General features: G+C 61.9%; 20 protein-coding genes. 8 read left to right on the plus strand and 12 right to left on the minus strand.

What is annotated here, in order from left to right:
- Positions 1–53 precede the first annotated feature (53 nt).
- Both PCA31118_RS12815 and PCA31118_RS27505 read left to right on the plus strand, forming a co-directional pair.
- Positions 54–644 carry a helix-turn-helix domain-containing protein gene (locus PCA31118_RS12815; protein ID WP_246190206.1) on the plus strand — a complete coding sequence of 197 codons (591 nt, stop codon included), beginning with the start codon at positions 54–56 and terminating at the stop codon, positions 642–644.
- Positions 645–965: 321 nt separating this feature from the next.
- Positions 966–2,606 (plus strand): methyl-accepting chemotaxis protein, encoded by a 1,641-nt coding sequence (locus tag PCA31118_RS27505; protein ID WP_150625560.1) that lies wholly within the window; start codon positions 966–968, stop codon positions 2,604–2,606.
- A 24-nt stretch (positions 2,607–2,630) separates the two neighbouring features.
- Here the strand turns inward: PCA31118_RS27505 and PCA31118_RS12825 are convergent, their stop codons facing one another.
- Positions 2,631–3,347, minus strand: a complete 717-nt coding sequence (locus PCA31118_RS12825) for a TetR/AcrR family transcriptional regulator (protein WP_150625561.1) — start codon at positions 3,345–3,347, stop codon at positions 2,631–2,633.
- Between the two features lie 217 nt (positions 3,348–3,564).
- On the opposite strand from PCA31118_RS12825, the gene PCA31118_RS12830 reads away from it, so the two are divergent.
- Both PCA31118_RS12830 and PCA31118_RS12835 read left to right on the plus strand, forming a co-directional pair.
- Positions 3,565–4,851, plus strand: a complete 1,287-nt coding sequence (locus PCA31118_RS12830; protein WP_150625562.1) for an MFS transporter — start codon at positions 3,565–3,567, stop codon at positions 4,849–4,851.
- Positions 4,852–5,096: 245 nt separating this feature from the next.
- Positions 5,097–6,218: an alkene reductase gene (locus PCA31118_RS12835; protein ID WP_150625563.1), complete on the plus strand. Its 1,122-nt coding sequence runs from the start codon at positions 5,097–5,099 to the stop codon at positions 6,216–6,218.
- A 164-nt stretch (positions 6,219–6,382) separates the two neighbouring features.
- Here the strand turns inward: PCA31118_RS12835 and PCA31118_RS27660 are convergent, their stop codons facing one another.
- From PCA31118_RS27660 to PCA31118_RS12865, 7 genes are all read right to left on the minus strand, one after another.
- Complete coding sequence (locus PCA31118_RS27660; protein ID WP_150625564.1) at positions 6,383–6,721, minus strand: type II toxin-antitoxin system PemK/MazF family toxin; 339 nt, start codon at positions 6,719–6,721, stop codon at positions 6,383–6,385.
- Positions 6,715–6,858: a hypothetical protein gene (locus PCA31118_RS27035; protein WP_174990446.1), complete on the minus strand. Its 144-nt coding sequence runs from the start codon at positions 6,856–6,858 to the stop codon at positions 6,715–6,717. Before PCA31118_RS27035 ends, PCA31118_RS27660 begins: the two co-directional genes overlap by 7 nt.
- A gap of 143 nt (positions 6,859–7,001) precedes the next feature.
- Positions 7,002–8,240, minus strand: coding sequence for a mechanosensitive ion channel family protein (locus PCA31118_RS12845; protein ID WP_150625565.1), 1,239 nt, complete (start codon positions 8,238–8,240; stop codon positions 7,002–7,004).
- Between the two features lie 313 nt (positions 8,241–8,553).
- Entirely contained in the window at positions 8,554–9,753 is a 1,200-nt protein-coding gene (locus PCA31118_RS12850) for an osmoprotectant ABC transporter ATP-binding protein OsmV (protein ID WP_150625566.1), read from the minus strand.
- A complete protein-coding gene (locus PCA31118_RS12855; RefSeq protein WP_039393117.1) occupies positions 9,750–10,397 on the minus strand; it encodes an ABC transporter permease in 648 nt (215 codons plus the stop codon). The genes PCA31118_RS12850 and PCA31118_RS12855 overlap by 4 nt, the downstream gene beginning before the upstream one ends.
- Before the next feature lie 47 nt (positions 10,398–10,444).
- The gene (locus PCA31118_RS12860) at positions 10,445–11,365 is read right to left on the minus strand and encodes a glycine betaine ABC transporter substrate-binding protein (RefSeq protein WP_150625567.1); all 921 of its coding nucleotides are present in this window, start codon (positions 11,363–11,365) and stop codon (positions 10,445–10,447) included.
- A gap of 21 nt (positions 11,366–11,386) precedes the next feature.
- Complete coding sequence (locus tag PCA31118_RS12865) at positions 11,387–12,121, minus strand: ABC transporter permease (protein WP_044457069.1); 735 nt, start codon at positions 12,119–12,121, stop codon at positions 11,387–11,389.
- 935 nt (positions 12,122–13,056) lie between these two features.
- Between PCA31118_RS12865 and PCA31118_RS12870 the strand changes: the two genes are divergently transcribed.
- Positions 13,057–14,424: a GGDEF domain-containing protein gene (locus PCA31118_RS12870; RefSeq protein WP_150625568.1), complete on the plus strand. Its 1,368-nt coding sequence runs from the start codon at positions 13,057–13,059 to the stop codon at positions 14,422–14,424.
- Between the two features lie 7 nt (positions 14,425–14,431).
- Here the strand turns inward: PCA31118_RS12870 and PCA31118_RS12875 are convergent, their stop codons facing one another.
- The 4 genes from PCA31118_RS12875 to PCA31118_RS12890 are packed head-to-tail and all read right to left on the minus strand — an operon-like array spanning position 14,432 to position 19,661.
- Positions 14,432–14,842, minus strand: a complete 411-nt coding sequence (locus PCA31118_RS12875; RefSeq protein ID WP_150625569.1) for a VOC family protein — start codon at positions 14,840–14,842, stop codon at positions 14,432–14,434.
- Between the two features lie 17 nt (positions 14,843–14,859).
- Positions 14,860–16,404: a SpoVR family protein gene (locus PCA31118_RS12880; protein ID WP_150625570.1), complete on the minus strand. Its 1,545-nt coding sequence runs from the start codon at positions 16,402–16,404 to the stop codon at positions 14,860–14,862.
- A gap of 35 nt (positions 16,405–16,439) precedes the next feature.
- Positions 16,440–17,702 carry a YeaH/YhbH family protein gene (locus PCA31118_RS12885; RefSeq protein ID WP_044457073.1) on the minus strand — a complete coding sequence of 421 codons (1,263 nt, stop codon included), beginning with the start codon at positions 17,700–17,702 and terminating at the stop codon, positions 16,440–16,442.
- Between the two features lie 36 nt (positions 17,703–17,738).
- Positions 17,739–19,661, minus strand: a complete 1,923-nt coding sequence (locus tag PCA31118_RS12890) for a PrkA family serine protein kinase (protein WP_044457074.1) — start codon at positions 19,659–19,661, stop codon at positions 17,739–17,741.
- Positions 19,662–20,726: 1,065 nt separating this feature from the next.
- On the opposite strand from PCA31118_RS12890, the gene PCA31118_RS12895 reads away from it, so the two are divergent.
- The 3 genes from PCA31118_RS12895 to PCA31118_RS12905 are packed head-to-tail and all read left to right on the plus strand — an operon-like array spanning position 20,727 to position 23,386.
- Positions 20,727–21,554 (plus strand): metal ABC transporter ATP-binding protein, encoded by an 828-nt coding sequence (locus tag PCA31118_RS12895; RefSeq protein WP_174990447.1) that lies wholly within the window; start codon positions 20,727–20,729, stop codon positions 21,552–21,554.
- On the plus strand, positions 21,551–22,414 hold the full coding sequence (locus PCA31118_RS12900; protein WP_150625572.1) for a metal ABC transporter permease: 864 nt from the start codon (positions 21,551–21,553) through the stop codon (positions 22,412–22,414). Before PCA31118_RS12895 ends, PCA31118_RS12900 begins: the two co-directional genes overlap by 4 nt.
- 12 nt (positions 22,415–22,426) lie before the next feature.
- A complete protein-coding gene (locus PCA31118_RS12905) occupies positions 22,427–23,386 on the plus strand; it encodes a metal ABC transporter substrate-binding protein (RefSeq protein ID WP_150625573.1) in 960 nt (319 codons plus the stop codon).
- The last annotated feature ends 67 nt before the right edge of the window (positions 23,387–23,453 follow it).

The raw sequence follows: 23,453 nt of genomic DNA on the forward strand, positions 1-23,453 counted from the left end.
TTATATTGAACTAGTTTCAATATATTGAAAAATTCTAATATCCCGGAATTCATATGGCAAGTATTCCCGCAGCTTCTGCGATGTCCCCGATTGCGCCGCCGCCCGTCGGCGACATGATCCAGCAGCTACGCAAGGAGCGTGGCATGACGCTGGAGACGCTTTCCCGTGCGTCCGGCGTCTCGAAGTCGATGCTCTCGCAGATCGAACGCGACAAGGCCAACCCGACGATCGCCGTCGCGTGGCGTCTGGCCAACGCGCTCGGCGTGCGGCTCGACCAGTTGCTCGGCGCGCCGTCGGGTGATCCGGAGCCGGTGCGCATCTTCGGCAAGCACGAGACGCCGACACTCGCCGGCGCCGAACAGGCGTATCAGTTGAAGATCCTTGGCCCGATGGAACTCGCCGGCAAGTTCGAGTGGTACGAATTGACGCTGCAGCCGGGCGCGGCGCTCGTCTCCGAGCCCCACGATCCCGGCACGCGCGAACATTTCACTGTCTTCGACGGACAGGTCGACATCGAGGTCGAGCACATCGCCCGGCGCGCCAAGCCGGGGGAAACGGCGCGTTACCCTGCCGACCGCGCCCACGCCATCCGCAATGTCGGCAAATCGGTCGCTCGCGGTCTGATGGTCGTGATTCACGGCTGAACGGCCACGCCTTCATCACACCTTCATCACGCCTTCAATTCGCCACTTCACAGTCTTCCCCTCACCGCCTCACGGCCTTACCGCCTTACCGCGTCGCATCGGCGCCCGCCCGCACGGCTGCCCCCGGCACGCCGGCGGGATGCATACCACCGCAGGCAAAGCTCAAGTCCTCCGCAAGACTGCCGTTAGCACACGTTTGGTCCGTGTCTTCATGCGAAGACGCCGACGACTCGATAACCGGACCGCCCGAACGTGCCTGCACGTCACGCGCGGCCGCCGCAAGCGCAACACCAACGCGGAATCAGTGAGGATGACGAAGGAATGCAGCGATTGAGTTTGAAAGCGAAGTTGTGGTCTGCGGTCGCATTGATGTGGGTCAGCCTGCTGGCGATGGCAATCTGGGGGGCGTGGGCGCAGCGCGACACGATGCTCGCCGAGCGCCGGGCCGGGCTAACCCACGTGGTCGATGCCGGTCTGAGCCTGGCGCAGCACTACGCCGCCCGCGCCGAGCGCGGCGAAATGAGCGTGGCGGACGCGCAGAAACTGGCGCGCGAACAGATCGGCGCGATTCGCTACGACGGCGACAACTATTTCGGCATCTTGAACTCACAGCGCGTGATCGTGCTGAATTCGGTCAATCCGAAGCTCGAGGGCAAGGACATGAGCCAGTTCCGTGACCCGTCGGGCAAGCTCATGTTCTCGGATATCGTCGCCGCCGCCCGCACGGACAATCCGTTCGTCACCTATCTCTGGCCGAAGCCCGGCTCGGACAAGCCTGTCGAGAAGATCAGCCGCGTGGGCGTGTTCTCGCCCTGGGACTGGTATCTGACCACTGGCGTCTACGTCGACGACATCAATGCCGCCTTCCTCGGCGCCCTGGCCCGCTGGGGAGCGATGCTCGCCGTCATCGGCCTGGCGGTGTCGGGCGTCATGCTGCTCATTATTCGCAACGTCCAGCACAGCCTGGGCGGTGAACCCGAATACGCCGCCGATATCGCCACGCGAATTGCCGACGGGGATCTGCTCACGCAAGTGCGCCTGCGCGCGGGCGATGGCGCAAGCCTGCTCTACGCCATGCAACGCATGCAGGGCAATCTTCAACAGATGATCGGGCGCATTCGCAGCGGCACGAGCGCCATTACCCTGGCGTCTCGCGAGATTGCGGAAGGCAATACCGATCTGTCCGCGCGCACCGAACAGCAGGCCGCCGCGCTCGAAGAAACGGCGTCGTCCATGGAGCAACTCACCTCGACGGTGCGCCAGAACGCCGACAATGCGCGGCAGGCAAGCCAACTGGCGGAGAACGCCTCGGCCATCGCCGTACGCGGTGGGCAAGTCGTGGATCAAGTGGTCGCCACGATGGAAGGCATCTCACACAGCTCGAGCAAGGTCGTCGATATCATCAGCGTGATCGACGGCATTGCCTTCCAGACGAACATCCTCGCGCTCAATGCCGCCGTGGAAGCGGCGCGCGCCGGCGAGCAAGGGCGCGGGTTTGCGGTCGTTGCCGGTGAAGTTCGCACGCTTGCCCAGCGCAGTGCCGCTGCGGCCAAGGAAATCAAGGAGTTGATCGAGTCGTCGAACAGCCGGGTCCAGGACGGCTCCGTGCTCGTCGCGCAAGCCGGTCAGACGATGCACGACGTGGTGCAGGCGGTGCGGCGCGTGACCGACATCATGGGTGAGATTTCCGCCGCGTCGGAGGAACAGAGCCACGGGATCGAGCAGGTCGGCCGGGCGGTCACGCAGATGGACGAGGTCACGCAGCAGAACGCCGCACTGGTCGAGCAGGCCGCTGCCGCTGCCGCATCGATGGAAGGCCAGGCCCGGCTGCTCGATCAGGCTGTCGCCGCGTTCCGCATGAATGGAACTCCGGGAACGTCGGGAACGTCGGGCACACCGGGCGCGCAGGCGCCGCTGACACAGACCTCCGCAGCCGTCGCGCTTCAGCGGCTTGCCGCGTGATGGCGGGTCAGATCACCGACACGTTCAGGCAGTCAGTTCGCCCGCCATTCCCGCCTCGATGATCCGATGCGCCACGGTCGGCAAGATGCGCAGCGGCGGCGAGCCGGGTCCGAAAGTCTGGCTCGCGGCGTAAGCCCCTTCGAGAATCAGCGATAGCGCGTCGACCAACGGCGCCGGCTCCTTCAGGCCGGCAGCCGTGACAAGCGTCGTAAAGCGTCGCACCACTTCCGCCTTGTAGTTCACCACCGACACCCGCGCGGCATGCGCCGGGTCGGGAAACTCCGCCGCCACGTTCACGAACGGACAACCGCGATAACCGGGCCGACTCGCGCGCTCGGCCAGATCCACGAAAATTTGCAGCATCTGCGCACGCGGCTCACCCGGGTGCTTCGCGATGCTCTCGTCGATACGGGCAAGGCTCGCCGTCTGCATGTGATCGAGATACGCCAGAATCAGATCGTCCTTCGAGGCAAACTGGCGATACAGGCTCATCTTGTTCACACCGGCGCGCTTGACGACGGCATCCACTCCCACGGCACGCACGCCTTCCGTATGAAACAGCTCGACCGCGGCGTCGAGCAAATGCTGTTGGGCGATGGGCGCGGGCGTCACCTGACGCGCCGTCTTGCCCGCACGCGGCGCCGTGCCCCGCCGGGCTGCGGCACGCGCTACAGACGCCTCATGCACATCAGGCGCATCAGGTGCCGTGGCGGGCAGAGAAGACGTTGTCGATTTGGCCATGATCCGGCACTCCCTGAACTGTGGTTTTGCGTTGCACGCGGGCCATGCCAAAGCCCTATCGTCGCAAAGGAATACTTGACATGTTACCGATCGGTTCATAACATGGCAACCTCATGTTACCGAGCTGTCACAAGTCTATCGATGAACGTAGACCGCCCGGTTCCCGCAAACGTTCCCGCATCGGCCACAACACCGAGCCTCAGCAAGGATTTCCGCCATGAAGGCTGCACTTGCCAAGCGCATCGACGGACGCTTCCACTACGGGTGGATTGTCGTCGGCGTCATTTTCCTGGTTCTGCTCGCCTCGGCGGGTATTCGCGCAACGCCCAGCGTCATGATGGTGCCGCTGGAGCAGGACTTCGGCTGGAGTCGGGCGACGATCTCGCTGGCGATTTCCGTCAATCTTGCGCTTTACGGCCTCACCGGCCCGTTCGCCGCCGCCGCGATGCAGCGTTTCGGCATTCGTCCGACGGTCATGGTGGCCCTGCTGCTGCTGGCATCGGGCACGGCGCTATCGTCGTTGATGACTGCGCCCTGGCAAATGGTGCTGATCTGGGGCGTGATGGTCGGCGGTGGGACGGGCGTAGCGGCGGTGACGCTTGCGGCGACCGTGTCGAACCGCTGGTTCCATACGCATCGCGGTCTGGCCATGGGGATCCTCACGGCAAGCTCGGCGACCGGTCAGATGGTCTTCCTGCCGATCATGGCAGCGATCACCGAGCATTACGGATGGCGTCCGGTGGTGCTGATCGTGGCGCTGGTCGCCGCGATCGTGTTGCCGCTGGTGGCATTTCTCCTGCCGGAGCGTCCCGGCTCGGTGGGGCTACGTCCGGTCGGCGCCCCTGAAGACGCCCCGGACGTCCCGCTCACGCAAGGCAATCCGCTCACGGCAGCGTTGTCTGCCCTGCGCATGGCCGCAGGAAAGCGCGACTTCTGGCTGCTGTTCTTCAGCTTTTTCATCTGCGGTGCGAGCACCAACGGTTACATCGGCACGCACTTCATCGCGATGTGCGGCGATTACGGCCTGTCCGAAGTCAAGGGCGCGGGCATCCTGGCGGCGATGGGCATTCTCGATCTCGTGGGCACCACGGCGTCGGGCTGGCTCTCGGATCGTTACAACAGCCGCGTGCTGCTGTTCTGGTATTACGGCCTGCGCGGGTTGTCGCTGATCTATCTGCCCTACGCCTTCGGTCTGGACTTCTTCGGCTTGCCGCTCTTCGCGCTGTTCTACGGCCTGGACTGGATCGCGACGGTGCCCCCGACGGTGCGCCTAACGACAGACGTATTTGGCAAGACGATGGCCCCGATCGTGTTCGGCTGGATCGTTGCCGGCCACCAGTTGGGTGCCGCGACCGCTGCCCTTGTGGCCGGTTCGCTGCGCGCAACGCTGGGCAACTACACGATGGCCTCGATGCTGTCGGGCGGTGTGTGCATCATCGGCGCGATCATGGTGTTGCGCATTGCGCCGCACGCACCGAAGCGCCCTACGGTGGCGAACGCGTGAAACGTGGGATTTCGGCGAGTTCCTCGAAGCAATTCGCCGCAAATCCCGCGACAAATGCATGCCAAACCCGCCGCCATGATGTGTCATGACGCCCTATTTCGGTGCAGCGCGTCGCACACCGTTCGCGGCGCATGCCACCTTGGCCGAAACACCGAGGCGGTGCTCAGCAAGGCCATGAGAATTGCCGTAATCTGAGCGGGTTTTGTGCAGCACAGCATCCCCCCACTTTCACAGGACCTTCAGCAATGACGGACTCGCAAACGCATCTCGCCGCGCTCGATACCGATCTGTTTTCGTCGTATCAGCTCGGCCCGCTCCAGTTGAGCAACCGCATCGTGATGGCGCCGCTCACGCGCAGCCGCGCGGGTAAGGGCGATGTACCCGGCCCGCTGGTCGCCGAGTACTACGCGCAGCGTGCATCGGCCGGCCTCATCATCAGTGAAGCCACCAACATCTCGCAGCAGGGCAAGGGCTACGCCTTCACGCCCGGCATTTACACGGACGAACAGGTCGCCGGCTGGAAACAGGTGACCGACGCCCTGCACGCCAAGGGTGGCAAGATCTTCTGCCAGCTGTGGCATGTCGGTCGCATCTCGCATCCGTCGCTGCAACCGAACGGCGGACTGCCGGTGGCTCCGTCGGCGATCCAGCCGGCGGGTAAGGCGTTCACGGAGCATGGGTTCGAACCGCACCCGGTGCCGCGTGCGCTGGAGACGTCCGAGATTCCGGGCATCATCGAACAGTATCGTCACGCTGCACAATGCGCGAAGCGTGCCGGGTTCGACGGCGTGGAAATTCACGCTGCGAACGGCTACCTGCTCGACCAGTTCATGCGCGACAAGACGAACCATCGCACGGACCAATACGGCGGCAGCATCGAGAACCGCGTGCGCATCGTGCTCGAAGTCACGCAAGCCGTCGTGGACGTGTGGGGGGCCGACCGTGTGGGCATTCGCCTGTCGCCGATCAGCCCGGCGAACGATTGCGGCGACAGCAATCCGGAACCGGTGTTCACCTATGCCGTCGAGCAACTCAACCGTTTCGGTCTCGTCTATCTGCACGTGGTCGAGGGCGCGACGGGCGGCCCGCGTGAAGTCGAAGGTGGCTTCGATCTGAAGAAGCTGCGTCACCTCTTCAAGGGCACGTTCATGGCGAACAACGGCTATGACCTCGCCCTTGCGATCAAGGCGCGCAAGGAAAATCTCGCAGACCTGATCGCCTTCGGCAAGCCGTTCATCGCCAACCCTGATCTGGTCGAACGCCTCAAACGCGGCGGTCCCTTCAACACACTCGATCGCGACACGCTTTACGGCGGCGACGCCCGGGGTTATGTCGACTACCCGACACTCGACGAGTCGACCGCCTGACGCTTGGATAGCTTGCTGGTAGCCTGGTAGTAGCTTGGTCGTGTTGGGTTCGCGCTGCTGGCGCTGGACAGCCATAGCGTCTTGCGCCGGCACCGAACGACGAAGGGCTCCTGCGGGAGCCCTTTTGCGTGCGCCGCCCGCTTCACTGCGACGGCCGTGGCCCTTCAATCATCGGCTTCGTCCGCTGCTTCCGAGAAGACGTCGCGCAGTTGCGCCATGGCGTCTCGCATGGCTTGTCGATCCAGAGCGCCAGAACGCCTGACCAGCCGCCTGCGGTCCATCGACCGGAGATGACTCAACTGCATCGTCCCGTGGCGTCCGGCATATGTCGTCGGCACGCTATATCGGGACGCTTCTGACGACGTTAGAGGGGCGACGATCACCGTCTGTAAGCGCCTGTGCATTGAAGAGGGCGACACAATGACGCACGGCCGCGTTTTACCGATTTCACATCCAATTGCCGGATCGAACGATGCGACCCAGACTTCGCCTCGCTTCACCACGTCCCGTCCTCCAGGTCGGCATCATTGGGGAAGCTCCACAATCGCATCAACTCCTCCTCGGTGTCGTCGACACACACGTCCTCAACCGACGCGTCAGCATCGGGGTACCACACAACCTCTACCTTGAACTCATCCATCTTTCACTCCAAATCGTCACCCCGCTCCCCCTCTTCCGTGGATTCCGAGATATCGTCGCAGCGCGATACATCGAAGTAAACAGACGCCAAAGCTTTCCGGATTTTTCCTGAAGCAAGAAATCAGCGCTCGATCAGCACTCACGTCAGGCCGCGAGCTGCCCTTGCCAGCGCATCAGATCGGCCCCTGCGGGGTTCTGGTACATGCGCAGACCGAACTCCGGCAAGATCGCCAGCAGATGATCGAAAACATCGCCCTGCACGCGCTCGTACTCGGCCCACACGATGGTGTTGGTAAAGCAGTACAGCTCCACGGGGATACCGGTTGCCGACGGTTGCAGCGAACGCACCATGCACGTCATGCCGTCGTGAATGTTCGGATGGGCCGTCAGATAGGCCAATGCATAGGCGCGAAACGTACCGAGGTTCGTCAGGCGGCGCGTATTCGCGGGCACGCCCGCCGCAATGCCCAAGGCGGCGTTGGCATCCGCCAGCGAGCGCTGTTTTTCCGACAGGTAGTCGCCCAGCAAATGCAGCCTCGAAAGCCGTGCGATCTCCGCCTCATCCAGAAAACCGACGCTGCCCGCATCGATGCATAACGTACGTTTGATGCGACGCCCACCCGACTGTTGCATCCCGCGCCAGTTGCGGAAACTCTCCGAGATCAGGCGCCACGTCGGAATCGTCGTGATCGTCTTGTCCCAGTTCTGCACTTTCACCGTGTGCAACGCGATATCCACCACGTCGCCATCGGCGCCCACCTGCGGCATCTCGATCCAGTCGCCCACGCGCAGCATGTCGTTGGACGTGAGCTGCACGCTTGCCACGAACGACATGATCGTGTCCTTGAACACCAGCAGCAGCACGGCGGACATCGCGCCCAGCCCCGAGAGCAGCAGCCACGGCGACCGGTCGATGATGGTCGCGACGATGGCGATTGCCGCCACCACGTACAGCGCGATCTTGCCTAACTGAACGTATCCCTTGATCGAACGGGTACGTGCGTGCTCCGACATCGCGTAGACGGTCTGTGCGGCGTCCAGAATGCCCGCGATGGCCAGCGTGGCGTAAAGCAATGTCGTGGCAAGCGCGACATTGCCGACGACGAGCGCCGCCTTCGCCGGCAAGTCCGGCACGAGGTCGATGCCGAACTGCACGACCAGATACGGCAGGATGCGCGCGGCACGCTGGAACACGCGATGCGCAAGCAACGCATCGTCCCAGCGATTGGCCGTGCGCTGCACTACGAGACGCACCACGCGCACGATCACGAACTGCGCCGCAGCCTGCACCACCATCGCTGCAACGACCAGCGTCGCCAGCGACACGGCCATCCGCGCCCAGGGCGCATTGCCGAACCATGCCATTACCGCTTCCCACGTCATGCCGCCACTCCTTGATTCAAAGACTTCAACGATTTCACCGCTTCCCCCCGGTCTCCGGTCCCCATTCCCATTAGGCGCCCTCCTCACAAGGCCAATGCACCGTCGCAGACAAACGACAGCTCCGGAAAAAACGAATGCCGAACGTAAAAATGACGACCGCGACGGGCCGTCATTCTTTGATCCGATGCGCAAATGTCGTTCCGCGCATGCATCGAAACTCACGCGGCGTCATGCCATTTCAGATGCCCTCACCATGGCTGAGGCATCCGGCATCCACCGACGCACCGATCGCATGCATCGCCTGCATCACCACCTATAGCGACACGCCGAAGGGCACGCTGGCCACCACGCTTGGCGTACCCGGCAGCGAGGGCGCCATGATCGTGCCGCCGCCGTTACCGCGCGACTTGCCCGAGCTCAGATAATCGGCGATGGAATCCTGTGTGACTTCGCCGAGATACTGATTGTCATCGCCGAGCACCGGCAGCGATGCCAGGTTGTGCTCGTACATCCGCGAGAGCAGCACACGCAGGTTGTCGCCCGCCACTGCCGAAGCCTTGAAGTCGCGCACCCGCTCGCCGCAAGTCCCCTGCGCGTGACGCGTATCGCGCCGCGCAATGTAACCGAGCGCCCGGGCGTTTTCATCCACGACCACGAGCGAGCGCGTATCGAGCTCGTCCATCAGACCATAAGCCTCGGCCAGCGTGGTCTGCGGTTTGACGGTCGGTTGCGGGGTGGCCGCATCCTCGGCGCGCACCAGCAGCAGACGTTTGAGAATTCGGTCATGTCCCACGAAGCTCGCCACGAATTCGTCGACCGGGCGGGCCAGCAGGGCATCCGGCTGCGCGTATTGCACCAGGCTCCCTTGACGGAAGATCGCGATGCGATCCGCCAGTTTGATCGCCTCGTCGATATCGTGGCTGACCATGATGACGGTCTTGCCCAACTGACGCTGCATCTGCAAGAACTCGTTCTGAATCGATTCGCGGTTGATCGGGTCGACGGCGCCAAACGGCTCGTCCATGAGCAAGACCGGCGGATCGGCGGCGAGTGCGCGGATCACGCCGATACGCTGCTGCTGCCCCCCCGAGAGCTCACGCGGATAACGCGAGAGGTAACGCTTCGGATCGAGGGCTACCATGCCCATGAGCTCGGTAGCGCGCTCACGGCAGCGTTTCTTGTCCCAGCCGAGCAGGCGCGGCACCACCGTGATGTTCTCCTCGATGGTCATGTTCGGGAACAGGCCGATCTGCTGGATGACATAACCGATGTGACGGCGCAGTTCGATCTCGTTGATGTTGCCGGTGTCCTGACCGTTGAGCAGAATGTGCCCGGACGTCGGTTTGATCAGCCGGTTGATCATCTTGAGCGTGGTCGTCTTGCCGCAGCCCGAGGGGCCGAGAAAGACGCAGATTTCGCCCGGCGGCACCGCGAGGCTGACAGAGTTCACTGCGGTCACGCGCGTGCCGTCCTTCTGGACGAAGCTTTTGGTGAGATTGTCGAGTTTGATCATACGGTTCGGATTCCTTTCGGTGTCAGCACGCGCTGAAGGCGGTGCAACAGGGTGTCGGCAACGATGGCGAGCAAGCTCACCATGACCGCACCCACGACAAGCTGCCGGGTATCGCTCTGGCTGATCCCCTGGGTGATCAACACCCCGAGGCCGCCCGCCCCGACGATGGCGCCAATGGCCATCACGCCAATATTCATCACAACGGCAGTGCGCACGCCGCCGAGCACCACCGGCACCGCCAGCGGCAACTCCACCAGGCGCAGACGCTGCCAGAACGTCATGCCGATGCCGATCCCCGCTTCGCGAATGCTCGGATCGATCTGCCGCAAGGCGAGACTCGTGTTGCGCATGATCGGCAGCAGCGAATACAGGAAGACGGCGGCCACCGCCGGTGCGGGGCCAATGCCCATGCCGTAGACGGACAGGGCCGGGATCATCAGGCCGAACAGGGCAATCGACGGGATCGTGAGCACGACGGTCGCCAACCCCAGCACGGCGCCGGACAACCAGCGAAAACGCGTGACCAGCACGCCCAGCGGCACACCGACCACGATGGCCGCCCCAACCGAGGCGGCCACCAGCCACGCGTGCTGACCGGTGAGGGTCAGAATGCGGTGCCAGTTATGCGTCAGAAATTCAATCATGAGACTCCTCAATCAGTAACCATGGGGGCAACGACGGACCTGCGCCGTCACTGCACCAGCCCTTCCTGCTTGAGGAAGTCGCTCGCCACGCGCGACACGGCACGGTGATCGATGTCGACCTGCGCGTTCATGTCGCGCATGTTGTCGTCATTGATCTTCGCGGACAGCGCATTGAGTTCGTCGGCGAGTTTGGGATTGGCATCGAGCACTTCCTTTCGCACCACCGGCGTGGCCGCGTACGCCGGGAAGAAGCCCTTGTCGTCGGTCAGCACCTTGAGATCGAAGCCCTTGTTGCGGCCATCGCTCGTGTAGACGAGCCCCGCATCGATCTGCTCATTTCTGAGCGCGGTGTAGACCAGCCCGGGGTCCATTTGCTTGATGTTGCTGCGCTCGAGGTGGAAGTCATAGAGCTGCTCCATCGGACCGAGACCGTCGGAGCGGCCAACGAACTCCATGTCGAAGGCGAACTGCATTTTCGGATTCGCATGGAATTTCGCGACGAGTTGAGAGACCGTCTCGATGCCCTCCTCGCGCGCGATCTTGCCCGGCATGGCGAACGCATAGGTGTTGTTCAGTGCCGCCGGATCCAGCCAGACGAGGCCGATCTTTGCGTCGAGCGCCTTTACGCGTTCGTAGGTTTGCTGCGGGTCGAGCTTTTCGGTGACCTTGTTGTAGACGATCAGCGACGTGCCCGTGTACTCCCAGACCACGTCGAGCTGACGGCTCTCCATGCCCTGGCGCATCACCACGCTACCCAGCCCGTTTTTGAGTTCGACGTCGTAGCCCTTGCTGCGCAAGTATTGCGCCGTCATCTCGGAGAGGATCAGTTGCTCGGTGAAGTTCTTGCCGCCGATGGTGAGCGTGGCGGCTTGTGCCGTAGCGCTCGCTGCCGTGACACCCAGCGCTAGAAAGGCGGCGCCGATGAGTCGCATCCAGCGCGGCATCATATGTGAAAACGAAATTTGCATAGGTTTGGGTCTCCTGAAGTCTCAGCGCGCCGGAGCGCCGTGACGGGCGAACCAGAGCCCGCTCGCAAAGGCGACGATGCCGTCGAGCACGAGGGCAAGCAGTGCAGTGCCGGCGGCGCCGAGCAAGAGCTTGGTCGGATCGTTGAGGTAGATGCCCGGGAAGATCAGTTGTCCCAGACTGTCCGCGCCGATCAGGAAGGCCAGCGGCGCGGTGCCGACATTGATCGCGAGTGCGGTGCGAATGCCGCCGACGATGACCGGCATGGCGTTGGGCAAGTCGACGCGGAACAACACTTGCGCAGGCGTCATGCCCATGCCGCGCGCCGACTCTCGCAGGGCGGGCGGCACCTGACGCAGCCCTTCGTACGCATTACGCACAATTGGCAACAGCGACGCGAGCCACAGCGCCAGAATGGCCGGGCGGTCGCCAATGCCAAGCACCGCCATCGACAAAGCCAGCACCGCAAGCGAAGGCAAGGTATTGCCGATGTTGAAAACCTGCACCGCGCGCTCGGCGTGTTTCTCGAACATCGGCCGCGAGATCAGCACGCCTGCGGGCACGCCGACCACAATGGCCAATGTCATCGATATCGCCACGAGCTTAAGATGCTGCTGGGTGTAGTACACCAGGTCGCCCCGGTATTTGACGAGCGAATCGACGCCCAGCCAATACACCAGACCGGTGACTGCGGCGGCAACACCGAGCAGTCCGAAGCCGGCCAAATAGAGAATGCGATACTGCTTCGCCACGTTCATGCTCCCTTTGAATGGGTTGGCAGCGCTGCGCGCGAGGCAATAGCAATCGCCCCGCGTGACAACGCGGTCAATCAAGCATGACAACTGTTAGCTGCCTTGCGAATTGTGATGTGTTCGATTCCGAAGGTCTGTGAAAGACAACGGTGACGAACAAGGCGTCGCGGAATGCGACTTGAGAGACGAGCTTTCGACGCCGTGGGCGCCTGGGCCTCTCGGTGCACGCTTATTGAAAGCGCGCGAAAGTTTTACTGCTGAAACTCATTGCGTGGTGGTAAGGACGCCGGCGCAACGAGGAACACCGGCAACGCTTTTGATTCTATGGGCCAACCGCAGCGATTGGCTTTTTTTATTCTAGTACAGATAGTGCGTCGATGCCAACCCGTAGCATGTTTTTCGTGGGAAATATGGCACTTTTACACGTAATTACACGAGATATTTTTCATATGAATAGGACTACAGATTAATTGCACACACGGCAATCCCCCGTCAGCGCAGGCGTCACGGGGAAGGGAAAAGTTACCTTTGCGACGCCTCTTTATCTCGTCCCGAAATCCGCATTTTGCGTGTTTCGTAGAGTGGATCAACGTGCCGCGGGAATTATTTTCCGATCGGCGGCGCCGGGGGAGCACTACGTCCGAAGCATCGGAAAAAACGTTCACAACCCGCATGCCGACGCGTTGCAAACCCGGAATTGAAGGGGGTATGCGGAAACGACTCGAAAACGCTTCGGAAACGTTCTGGAAACGGGTGCGAAGCCGGAAAAACTCGTGTATTCTCCGAGGTTTATCTTAGTTATCAATCATTTAGCGCAAAATCGGGGAAACGCGGGCGTCACGTCGGGCTATGACCTTGGCGGCGATTCGCGGGCGCGATGGTTGAACGGTAAGAAAGCGATCGTGCGCGGGCACGAGGTCGTTGAATGGCGAATAACAACTATGAAAAGTACCATCAGCCGTACCGAACAGGGCAATCGCGTTGCCGCGACCACCATTCTGGTTGCGTGCGCCGCGCTCACACTCGCAGGATTTCTTGCGCGCGCGCTCGAAGGCGCGGTCAATCCGCTGCTCACGTTCTTTCTTGTTTCGGCCGGCGGCATTCTGAACTTGTCGACGGCGTGCCTGCTGGGCGTTCAATACCTCTACAACGGTAAGCGTTACTTCGCACAGTTCGGCTGCGCCTTTTTGTTGCGCGGTCTGTTCATGTTCACCGAGGGCGTGTTGCTCGCGAACCAGCTCGCCGGCATCTCGACGCACGTGACCCGCGCGCCGTTCTGGCTCTGGCTGGTGGCCGAAGCGAGCTTCGCCGCCTACGTCATGCTGAGTGTGCGCAGCTACTCGCGAACGCGCATGGATCCGCACACGCGCCCGGGCTACTCGGAAGCGGCACGTTACGGCGCGACCGTGCTCATCATCTGGGTGACGGTCTCACTGTCGCTCGTCGGGGCGGGACGCACGCTCGTCACGCCGCATCTGGCCGGTGGCATCGACATCGAAACGCTCGCGTTGGGCGCGCTATTCGTCGCCTATGTCGCGCTGTGGTGGCGTATTGCCGCCGTCACGCGCCTGTCGCACAAGCTGTTTCTTCTCGTGTGGGTCGTCGTCACGATTTCGCTGTGCCAGTTGCTGCTTTCGCTGACCGCGCCGAGCGAGGCGTCCTACCAGTGGTATGCCGCCCGCCTGCTTGCGCTAGCCTCGCCCGGCGTTGCGACGCTGGCGCTCGTGTGGGAGATCACGCGTCAGTACCAGTCGCTCGCGCTCACGAACACCGATCTCGTCGAGAAGGTATTCATCGATCCGCTCACGCATATCTACAACCGGCGCTACTTCGACAACCGCATTCGTCTCGTCGCGGAGCGAGTGCAGCAACGCGCCATTCCATTGTCCGTCCTGCTCATCGACATCGACTTCTTCAAGCAGGTGAACGACCGCTACGGGCATCCGTTCGGCGACGCCGTACTGCAACGCATCGCCACGACGATCCAGCATTGCATTCGCCTGCCGAGCGATTTTGCGGTGCGTCTGGGTGGGGAGGAGTTTGCGGTGGTGCTGCCTGAGATCGATCAGCACGCAGCGCTTCGCGTCGCCGACCGTATTCGCGAGTCGGTCAAGCGGGCTAGTTCGGACCTGTTGCCGCAAGCCGCACGCGACGAAGGCGAGGCAATTACGATCAGCGTGGGGATTGCGTCATGGCAGCCGGGAGAGCCGCTCGTGATCAGCGCCATGCTCGATCGCGCGGACAAGGCGCTGTATCAGGCCAAGCACAAGGGACGGGATCAGAGCGTGCTGGGACAGATGGCCGCGTGAGCCGACGCTAGCGAGAGGGCGGTCCTTTAAGTTCCACCGTGTTGCCGTCGGGATCGTCGAGATAGCACGACGGCCCTTCCCCATGCGCGCCATAACGCTGCACCACCTCCCCCAACGTCACCCCGTGCGAGGCCAGCGCCTGGCGGATCGCCGCGTCGTCGAAGGGTTCGACACGCAGACAGAAGTGATCGAGGTTGCGCCCTTCAGGGCCTGGCGCCGCACCGCCCTGGCGACCTATCGTCCCGGCTACGTCCACCAGATCGATGAGCGAATCGCCGGCGCGCAACTGCACCAGCCCGAGCTCGGGCTGCACCTTCTCCAGCGTGCAGCCCAATACGTCGACATAGAAGTGCTGAAGGCGCGCGACATCGGCCGTTCGCAATACCACGTGATCGAGTGCGACGAACGGGATCTTCATCCGGCCCACGCTCGCCGTCAGGCGCTCAGCGCGTAGCGCCGACGCTTCTCGACCTTGGTCTCGTGCGTCATCTCGCTGCGGCCGTCTTCGAACACGGTCTCCAGCCGTACCGTGAAACCCCACAGACGCGCCACATGCTTGAGCACTTCCTCGAAGCTGTCGTCGAGCGGCTTGCGCTCGCTTTGCACATGACGCAGCGTGAGCGAGCGATCGCCATGCAGGTCGACGTGCGCGACCTGAATGTTGGGTTCCAGCTGGCTGAGGTTGTACTGCTGCGCGAGCATCTCGCGGATCTCCCGATAACCCGCATCGTTATGGATGGCGGTCACGCGCAACCGGCTGTCGCGATCGTCGTCGAGTACGGAGAACAGCTTCAGATCGCGAATCACCTTGGGTGAGAGGAACTGCTGAATGAAGCTCTCGTCCTTGAAGTTGCGCATGGCGAAGTCGAGTGTCTTCAACCAGTCCGAACCGGCAATATCGGGCGCCCACTGGCGGTCCTCTTCGGTGGGGTCTTCGCACATGCGGCGAATGTCCTGGAACATCGCGAAGCCCAGGGCATAGGGGTTCAGGCCGCTGTAATACGGGCTATCGAACGACGGCTGATACACCACGTTGGTGTGCGCGTGCAGGAACTCCATCATGAACGCGTCGTTGACGAGCTTCTCCTTGTAGAGCTGCTGGAGAATCGTGTAGTGCCAGAACGTCGCCCAGCCTTCGTTCATCACTTTGGTCTGACGCTGCGGATAGAAGTACTGTGCGAGCTTGCGCACGATGCGCACGATTTCCCGCTGCCACGGCGCGAGCTTCGGCGCATTCTTCTCGAAGAAATACAGCAGGTTCTCCTGCGGCTCACCCGGAAACGGCGGTTCGTCCGAGTCCGTGGGGTCGAGGCCGTCGTCCTCATCGTCGTCATGCAGGGCGTGGTTCGGCAGCGTGCGCCACAGATCGTTGATCTGCATTTGCAGATAGTTCTCACGCTCCTTTTGCCGCGCCTGTTCCTGCGCGAGCGACAACCGCTTGGGTCGCTTGTACCGGTCCACGCCGTAGTTCATGAGCGCGTGGCAGGAGTCGAGCAACAGCTCCACGGATTGCTCGCCGTAGCGTTGCTCGCACTCGGTGATGTAGTTTCGCGCGAACAGCAGATAGTCGACGATGGCGTCGGCACTGGTCCACGTGCGAAAGAGGTAGTTCCCCTTGAAGAACGAGTTGTGACCGTAGCTGGCGTGCGCGATGGTCAGCGCCTGCATGGTCATGCTGTTCTCCTCCATCAGATAGGCGATGCAGGGGTTCGAGTTGATGACGATCTCGTACGCCAGCCCCATCTGCCCGCGCTTGTAGCCGCGCTCGGACGACAGAAAATGCTTGCCGTAAGACCAGTGGTGGTAGCCGATGGGCAGACCGACGGTTGCGTAAGCGTCGAGCATCTGCTCGGCGGTAATGATCTCGATCTGATTCGGGTACGTGTCGAGCTTGAAGTCCGAGGCGATGCGCGCGATCTCGTGCTCGTATCGCTGAATCAGCTCGAACGTCCATTCCGATCCGGTGGAGATATACGCCATGATGCGTCCTCGTTGTAGTACCGGCGGGACGGTTTTCAGGCCGCCTTCTTCTTGAACAGGTCGTGCAGCACCGGGTAGATTTCCGCCGCTTCCATGATGCGTTGCATCGCGAAATTCGGATGTTGCTGCTTGACCGACAGATACTCGTTCCACAGATTCTGCGGCTCGGCGCTCGCCACCTCCACGTAGGCGAAGTACTGCACGGCCGGCATGATCGATTGCATCAGAATGTCGCGGCAGATGGGCGAATCCCCGTCCCAGTTGTCGCCGTCGGAGACCTGCGCGCCGTAGATGTTCCAGTCGCTTGGCGAGTACCGGTCCGCGATGATCTCGTTCATCAGCTTGAGCGCACTGGAGACCACGGTCCCCCCCGACTCGCGCGCGTAAAAGAAGTCGTCTTCATTGACCTCTTTCGCCGTCGTGTGGTGTCGAATGAGCACCAGGTCGATGCGTTCGTAGTTATGCCGCAGAAACAAGTAGAGCAGCATGAAGAACCGCTTGGCCAGATCCTTGCGGCTCTGATCCATGGAACCCGAGACGTCCATCAGGCAGAACATAACGGCCTGTGCCTGCGGACGCGGCTGCATGATCCGGTTCGAATACCGCAAATCGAGTTTCTCGATGTACGGAATCGCCTCGACACGCGTGCGCAGATGGGTGATCTCATGCGCGAGCGCCAGCGCACGCGGCGACGTGTCGCCCTCGCGCGAGACGATGTCCTCGTACTCGGCCTCGAGCTCACGCAACTGCTTGCGATAGGGCGCGGTAAGCGCGATGCGGCGGCCCAGCGAACTGCGCATCGTGCGAATGACGTTGAGGTTCGACGGCGTGCCGTCAATCGAATAGCCCGCGCGAACCTTGCGGAACTCCGGGATCTGCGCGAGCCGGCGTTTCGCGAGGTCCGGCAGGGCCATGTCCTCGAAGAAGAATTTCAGGAACTCCTCTCGCGAGAGGTTGAAGACGAAGTCGTCCTCCCCCTCTCCCGAGTCGCTGGCGCGGCTGCCGCCGCCACCGGCGCCCGACGGCGGACGCTCGAAATTGTCGCCCACCACGAACTCGCGATTGCCGGGATGCACCATCTCCCGCCGCCCGCCGGGCCCGTGGTGGAACAACGGTTCCGAAATGTCCTTCACCGGGATCGAGACCTGTCCGCTGCCATCGATATCGGTAATCTTGCGCCCAGCCACCGCCTTCGCTACCGCGCGACGAATCTGATCGCGGTAGCGTTTGATAAAGCGCTGCTGGTTGATCGCGCTTTTGTTCTTGCCGTTTTGCCGTCTGTCGATGATTGCTGACATAGTGGCCCCGATTGGTTGCAACGGTTGCTACGGTCGTTACGAGGATTTGCGCACGCGCAGGTACCATTCCACCAGCAGGCGGACCTGCTTGGGCGTATAGCCCTTTTCCACCATGCGATTGACGAAGTTGGCGTGCTTTTCCTGATCCTCCTTCGAAGACTTCGCGTTGAAGGAAATCACCGGCAGCAGGTCCTCGGTGGTCGAGAACATGCGTTTTTCGATGACCGCACGCAACTTTTCGTAACTCGTCCAGAGCGGATTCTTGCCCGCGTTGTTGGCGCGCGCACGCAGCACGAAGTTGACGATCTCGTTGCGGAAGTCCTTCGGGTTGGTGATCCCGGCCGGCTTCTCGACCTTTTCCAACTCGTCGTTGAGCGCCGTGCGGTCCAGAATTTCGCCGGTGTTCGGATCGCGGTACTCCTGATCCTGAATCCAAAGATCGGCGAAGTTCACATAGCGATCAAAGATGTTCTGGCCGTACTCGGAATACGACTCCAGGTACGCGGTCTGAATCTCCTTGCCGATGAACTCCACGAACGGCGCCGTCAGATACTCCTTGATATAGGCCAGATAGCGCTTCTCGACTTCACCCGGATACTGTTCGCGCTCGATCTGCTGCTCAAGCACGTACAGCATGTGCACCGGGTTGGCCGCGACTTCCGTGTTATCGAAGTTGAAGACTTTCGAGAGCACCTTGAAAGCGAAACGCGTGGACATCCCTGTCATCCCCTCGTCCACCCCGGCATAGTCGCGATACTCCTGATACGACTTGGCCTTCGGGTCAATGTCCTTGAGGTTTTCACCGTCGTAGACACGGACCTTGGAGAAGATGTTGGAATTCTCGGGCTCCTTCAGACGCGTGAGCACGGCGAACTGCGCCAGCATCTTGAGTACGTTCGGCGCGCGCGGGGCATTGGCGAGCGAACTGTTCTTGACCAGCTTCTCGTAGATCTTCACCTCGTCGGTCACGCGCAGGCAATACGGCACCTTCACGATGTAAATACGATCGAGGAAAGCTTCGTTATTGCGGTTGCCCTTGAAGCTTTGCCACTCCGCTTCGTTCGAGTGCGCGAGCACGATACCGTCGAACGGAATCGCACCGAACCCCTCCGTGCCCTTGTAGTTGCCTTCCTGTGTGGCAGTGAGCAACGGGTGGAGCACCTTGATCGGCGCCTTGAACATTTCGACGAATTCGAGCAGCCCCCGGTTGGCCAGGCACAAGCCGCCCGAATAGGAATACGCGTCAGGATCGTCCTGCGGATACTCCTCCAGTTTGCGAATATCGACCTTGCCGACCAGCGACGAGATGTCCTGGTTGTTTTCGTCTCCCGGCTCGGTTTTGGCGATGGCGATTTGTTGCAGCACCGAAGGCCGCACCTTCACCACACGGAACTTGGTGATGTCGCCGTTGAATTCGTTAAGCCGCTTGGTGGCCCACGGTGACGGGATCGTATTCAGATACCGTATCGGGATGCCGAAGTCCTCTTCCAGAATCTTGCCGTCTTCCTCAGGCGAGAACAGACCCAAAGGCGACTCGTGCACTGGCGATCCCTTCAGGCAATAGATGGGCACGTCTTCCATCAACGCCTTGAGCTTCTCGGCCAGCGACGACTTGCCGCCGCCCGGGGGCCCGAGCAGGTACAGAATCTGTTTGCGCTCTTCGAGTCCCTGCGCCGCGTGTTTGAAGAACGAGACGATTTGCTCGATCGTGTCTTCCATGCCGTAGAAGTCACGGAAGGCAGGATAGATCTTGATAATCTTGTTGGAGAACAGCCGCGAGAGTCGCGGGTCGTGATGCGTATCGATCAGCTCGGGTTCGCCGATCGCGCGCAACATGCGCTCGGCTGCCGTCGCATACGCAGTCGAGTCCTTCTTACAGATCTCCAGATATTCCTGGATGCTGTATTCCTCTTCCCTGCGTGCTTCGAAACGTGTCGTGTAGTGGCTGAAAATATCCATATGCCTCACCCCCGCTTCATCGGAAAACATCGCGACGCGATGCCCGCTCTGTTGCCTAAGACCCGGATGACTGCGCAATGGTTTCGACCTGGCTCACTGCATGCCGGAGCGACTGACGCGAAACCTTTCGCACTGTCTCCTCCCTTACATGAACGACTCAAAATCGGTTTAGGTTGACTTTAAACTTGTCAGTAAAAATTGCAACCGTTAACTCATCATATGCACAAACAAAAAAACTGTCGCTACATATTTTCCGCAGCGCTAAGCATTCTCGATAACCCGCACGCCACAAGGGTTTCCGCGCACTCTACGCAATGCGCACGTCAAGCGAGATAGGTCAAAAATCGAGCGAGTTTTGGCGCCTTCACCCACGCAAAGCGCACTCGGGTTTGCCTGCATCGAAAACCGTTTTAGCTTGACGGCCATTTATTAAGGATTCCTATGTATCAAGAAAATTACACGAACGAATTCGAAGCACGGTATGCGAAGTTTTCGGGAAAAAAAGTGGGAGGCCCGACGACGTCGACGAAGCCGAAGACGTGGGCGCGAGATGAGTGCTTTCCTGTCGAGGCGTCGCGGCTGCGCAAAGTCGCGAAGGTCGTGCGATCGACATGCGGCTGCACATGTTCGTCGCCAGCGGAAAGTCGACGATGGACGGTTGTCTGAACGGACTACCTCCTCCTTGCAAATCGCCGATCTCTGGAATGAAGCGAACAACGTGCCAGACGAGCGGCCTTGAAAGCATGTTACGCCGGTTCACCGAAATCTGCTGTGCGGAATATGTAACGTGTTGTGAGTCGTCCTCGCGTGCCCACTCGGGCACTTACCCGGACTGGCCGATGGCAAGCGACGTCCGACCGATTCATGCCATAATGCAACCTTGTTGCATTTAGGACATATCTGAGACACAGTTGCTCAGTGTGTCCGGGCGTCACCCGACTTATTCATGATTCGCTTCTCTGTTTGGCTCTACCGTCTCGCTGGCTGGGAACGCACGGCACTTATGCTGCTCGTGCTTGTCCCCCTCTGGGCGCTCGTTTTCTGGGCACTGAAAGGAGTCGCCTCGTGATCGGATGCCAGGACCTTTCGGTCCATTTCGGGCCGAATGTCGCGCTCGAGGGCGTGAGCGCCACCTTCGCGCCGGGCGTGCTCTCTGCGGTCGTGGGCCCCAATGGGGGCGGCAAGACTACGCTGCTGCGCGCACTTGCCGGGCTGCAAAAGACGTCACGCGGCAAAGTCGTGTGCGACGGGCCGGTGGCCTATCTGTCGCAACGCCCCGAGACGGATCACCGTTTCCCGATGTGCGTGGAGGAGTACGTCCTCACGGGCACGTGGCGTCGCACGGGCGATGCCGGCCGCCTGGGGCGCGAGGAGTTCGCGCGCGCCATCGATGCGCTCGCCCGCGTCGGCCTGGCGGACAAGCGCGCGCAGGCGCTGGAAGTCTTGTCCGGCGGTCAATGGCAGCGTGCCCGCTTCGCGCGCCTGATCGTCGAAGATGCGCCCATCGTTTTGCTGGATGAACCCCTGACCGGCATCGACGTGCCCTCGGCGGAACTGTTGCTGGCCCTGCTGGATCAATGGCGCAACGAGGGGCGTACCGTGGTGACCGTTCTGCACGACCTGCCGCTGGTGCTCGAACGTTTCGCGCACGTGGTCGTGATGGCGGGGCGCCTGGTGGCGTCGGGCGCACCGGCGGACTGCCTGCACAGCGGATTTGCGTCCGCGAACGGCGCAGGTGGAGGCGCCCTCGGCGGGCTGGCGGGCGCGGGGGGGTACACCGCTTTCGCGGCAAACCCGCCGCTGCCGAGCGTGCCGAACCTGCCGCCGTCCCAGCCGTCCCAGCCGTCGCGGGCGGCCAGCGTCGTCCTCCCGTTGCCGGGAGATCGTCAATGAGCGCACTGCTCGACCTGATCGTCGGTCCGTTCGCGGAATTCGACTTCATGCGGCATGCCCTCGTGGGCAGTCTGGCGCTATCGCTCGGCTGCACGCCCGTCGGGGTGTTCCTGCTGCTGCGCCGCATGAGCCTGATGGGCGACTCGCTCTCGCACGCGGTGCTGCCGGGCGCGGCCGTCGGCTATCTGATCGGCGGCCTGTCGCTGCCCTGGATGGCCGGAGGCGGCATGATCGCGGGGCTGCTCGTCGCCCTGCTTGCCGGCCTTTCGAGCCGACGCACCCGACTCGACGAAGGGGCGTCGTTTGCCGGTTTCTATCTACTGGCGCTCGCGGGCGGCGTGGTGATCGTGTCGAAGTGGGGGAACAGCGTCGACCTGATGAATCTGCTGTTCGGCTCGGTCCTGGCCGTGGACGACCCGTCGCTGATTCTCGTGGCGGCAATTACCACGGTAACGCTGCTCTGGTTCGGCTGGCACTATCGCGGTCTGGTGCTCGACAGCGCGGACCCGACGTTCCTCGGGCAGGGTCAGGGCAGGGGGGTGATGCGGTATCACCTCGGCTTTACCGTGCTGACGGTGATGAATCTCGTCGCGGGCTTTCAGGCCATGGGCACGCTCATGGCCGTGGGCCTGATGATGCTCCCCGCCGCGACCGCGCGCCTGATTGCGCGCACGCTGCCCGGCATGCTGCTGGCCGCGTGGCTGGTCGCCAGCGCGTCGAGCGTGATCGGATTGCTGGTTTCGTACTATCTGGCCTGCCCGTCAGGGCCGGCCATCGTTTTGACGGCAGGTGTCGCCTACTTGAGCGCGCTGCTTGTTTCGCCGGGCACGACCAATACTGCAAAGGCTTCGGCGCTTTAAGAGAGGGAAACAATGTTCGGATTGAGTCAACGGGGCAAGCCGCAAGGCAAATCGCGGCCCGGCGCACGATTTTCTGCCGCGCTCGTCGGTGTTTTTGCCGCCATGTTCGCGCTGGCATTGACGTTCGCCACACCGGCGCGCGCGCAGGACACGCGGCTACCGGTCGGCGTGAGCTTCAGCATTCTGGCCGACATCGTGAAGTCCGTCGGCGGCGACCGTATCGATGTCACCTCCCTCGTCGGCCCGGATCAGGACACCCATACCTACGAACCGACCCCGGCCGACGTGGCCAGGCTGTCGGGCACCAAGCTGTTCTTCGTCAACGGTCTGGGTTTCGAAGGCTGGCTGCCTCGCCTGATGAAATCGAGCCACTATCCCGGCCAGCTCGTCACGGTCACCAAGGGCCTGAAACCCCGTACGATGGTCGACGACGGCAAGACCGTGACCGATCCGCACATGTTTCAGGACCCCGAGCGCGTGAAGACGATGGTGGACAACATTGCCGCCGCACTCTCGCAGGCCGACCCGGCTGGCGCCAGCTACTACGCCGAGCGCGCCAAAAACTACCGTGGCGCGCTGGACGACCTGATCAAATGGGCCGACAAGCAGTTGGCAGCCATTCCGCCCTCGCGGCGCGTGGTGCTCACCTCGCATGACGCTTTCGGCTATCTCGGCCAGCGCTTCAGCATAAAGTTCCTCGCGCCGGAAGGCGTGTCGACGGAGAGCGAAGCGAGCGCCAAGGACGTGGCGAACCTGATTCGCGTGATCCGCCGCACGGGCATCCGGGCGGTATTCATGGAAAACATTTCCAATCCGCGTCTGGTGCAACGCATTGCGCACGATGCCAAAGTCACGGTCGACGGCAAGCTGTACTCCGACGCCCTGTCGAAGAACCCGGAAGCGACGACCTATCTGCAGTTGTTCCAATACAACATCCGGGCGCTCGCCACGGCCATGAAGGACAACCGCTGATCGGCGGCAGGCTCTCCCGCCCCCGCACGGTGCACGCGGTATAATGCGTGCACCACACACCGGCCCC

The organism is Pandoraea captiosa (genome assembly GCF_902459775.1).
GTDB lineage: Bacteria > Pseudomonadota > Gammaproteobacteria > Burkholderiales > Burkholderiaceae > Pandoraea > Pandoraea captiosa.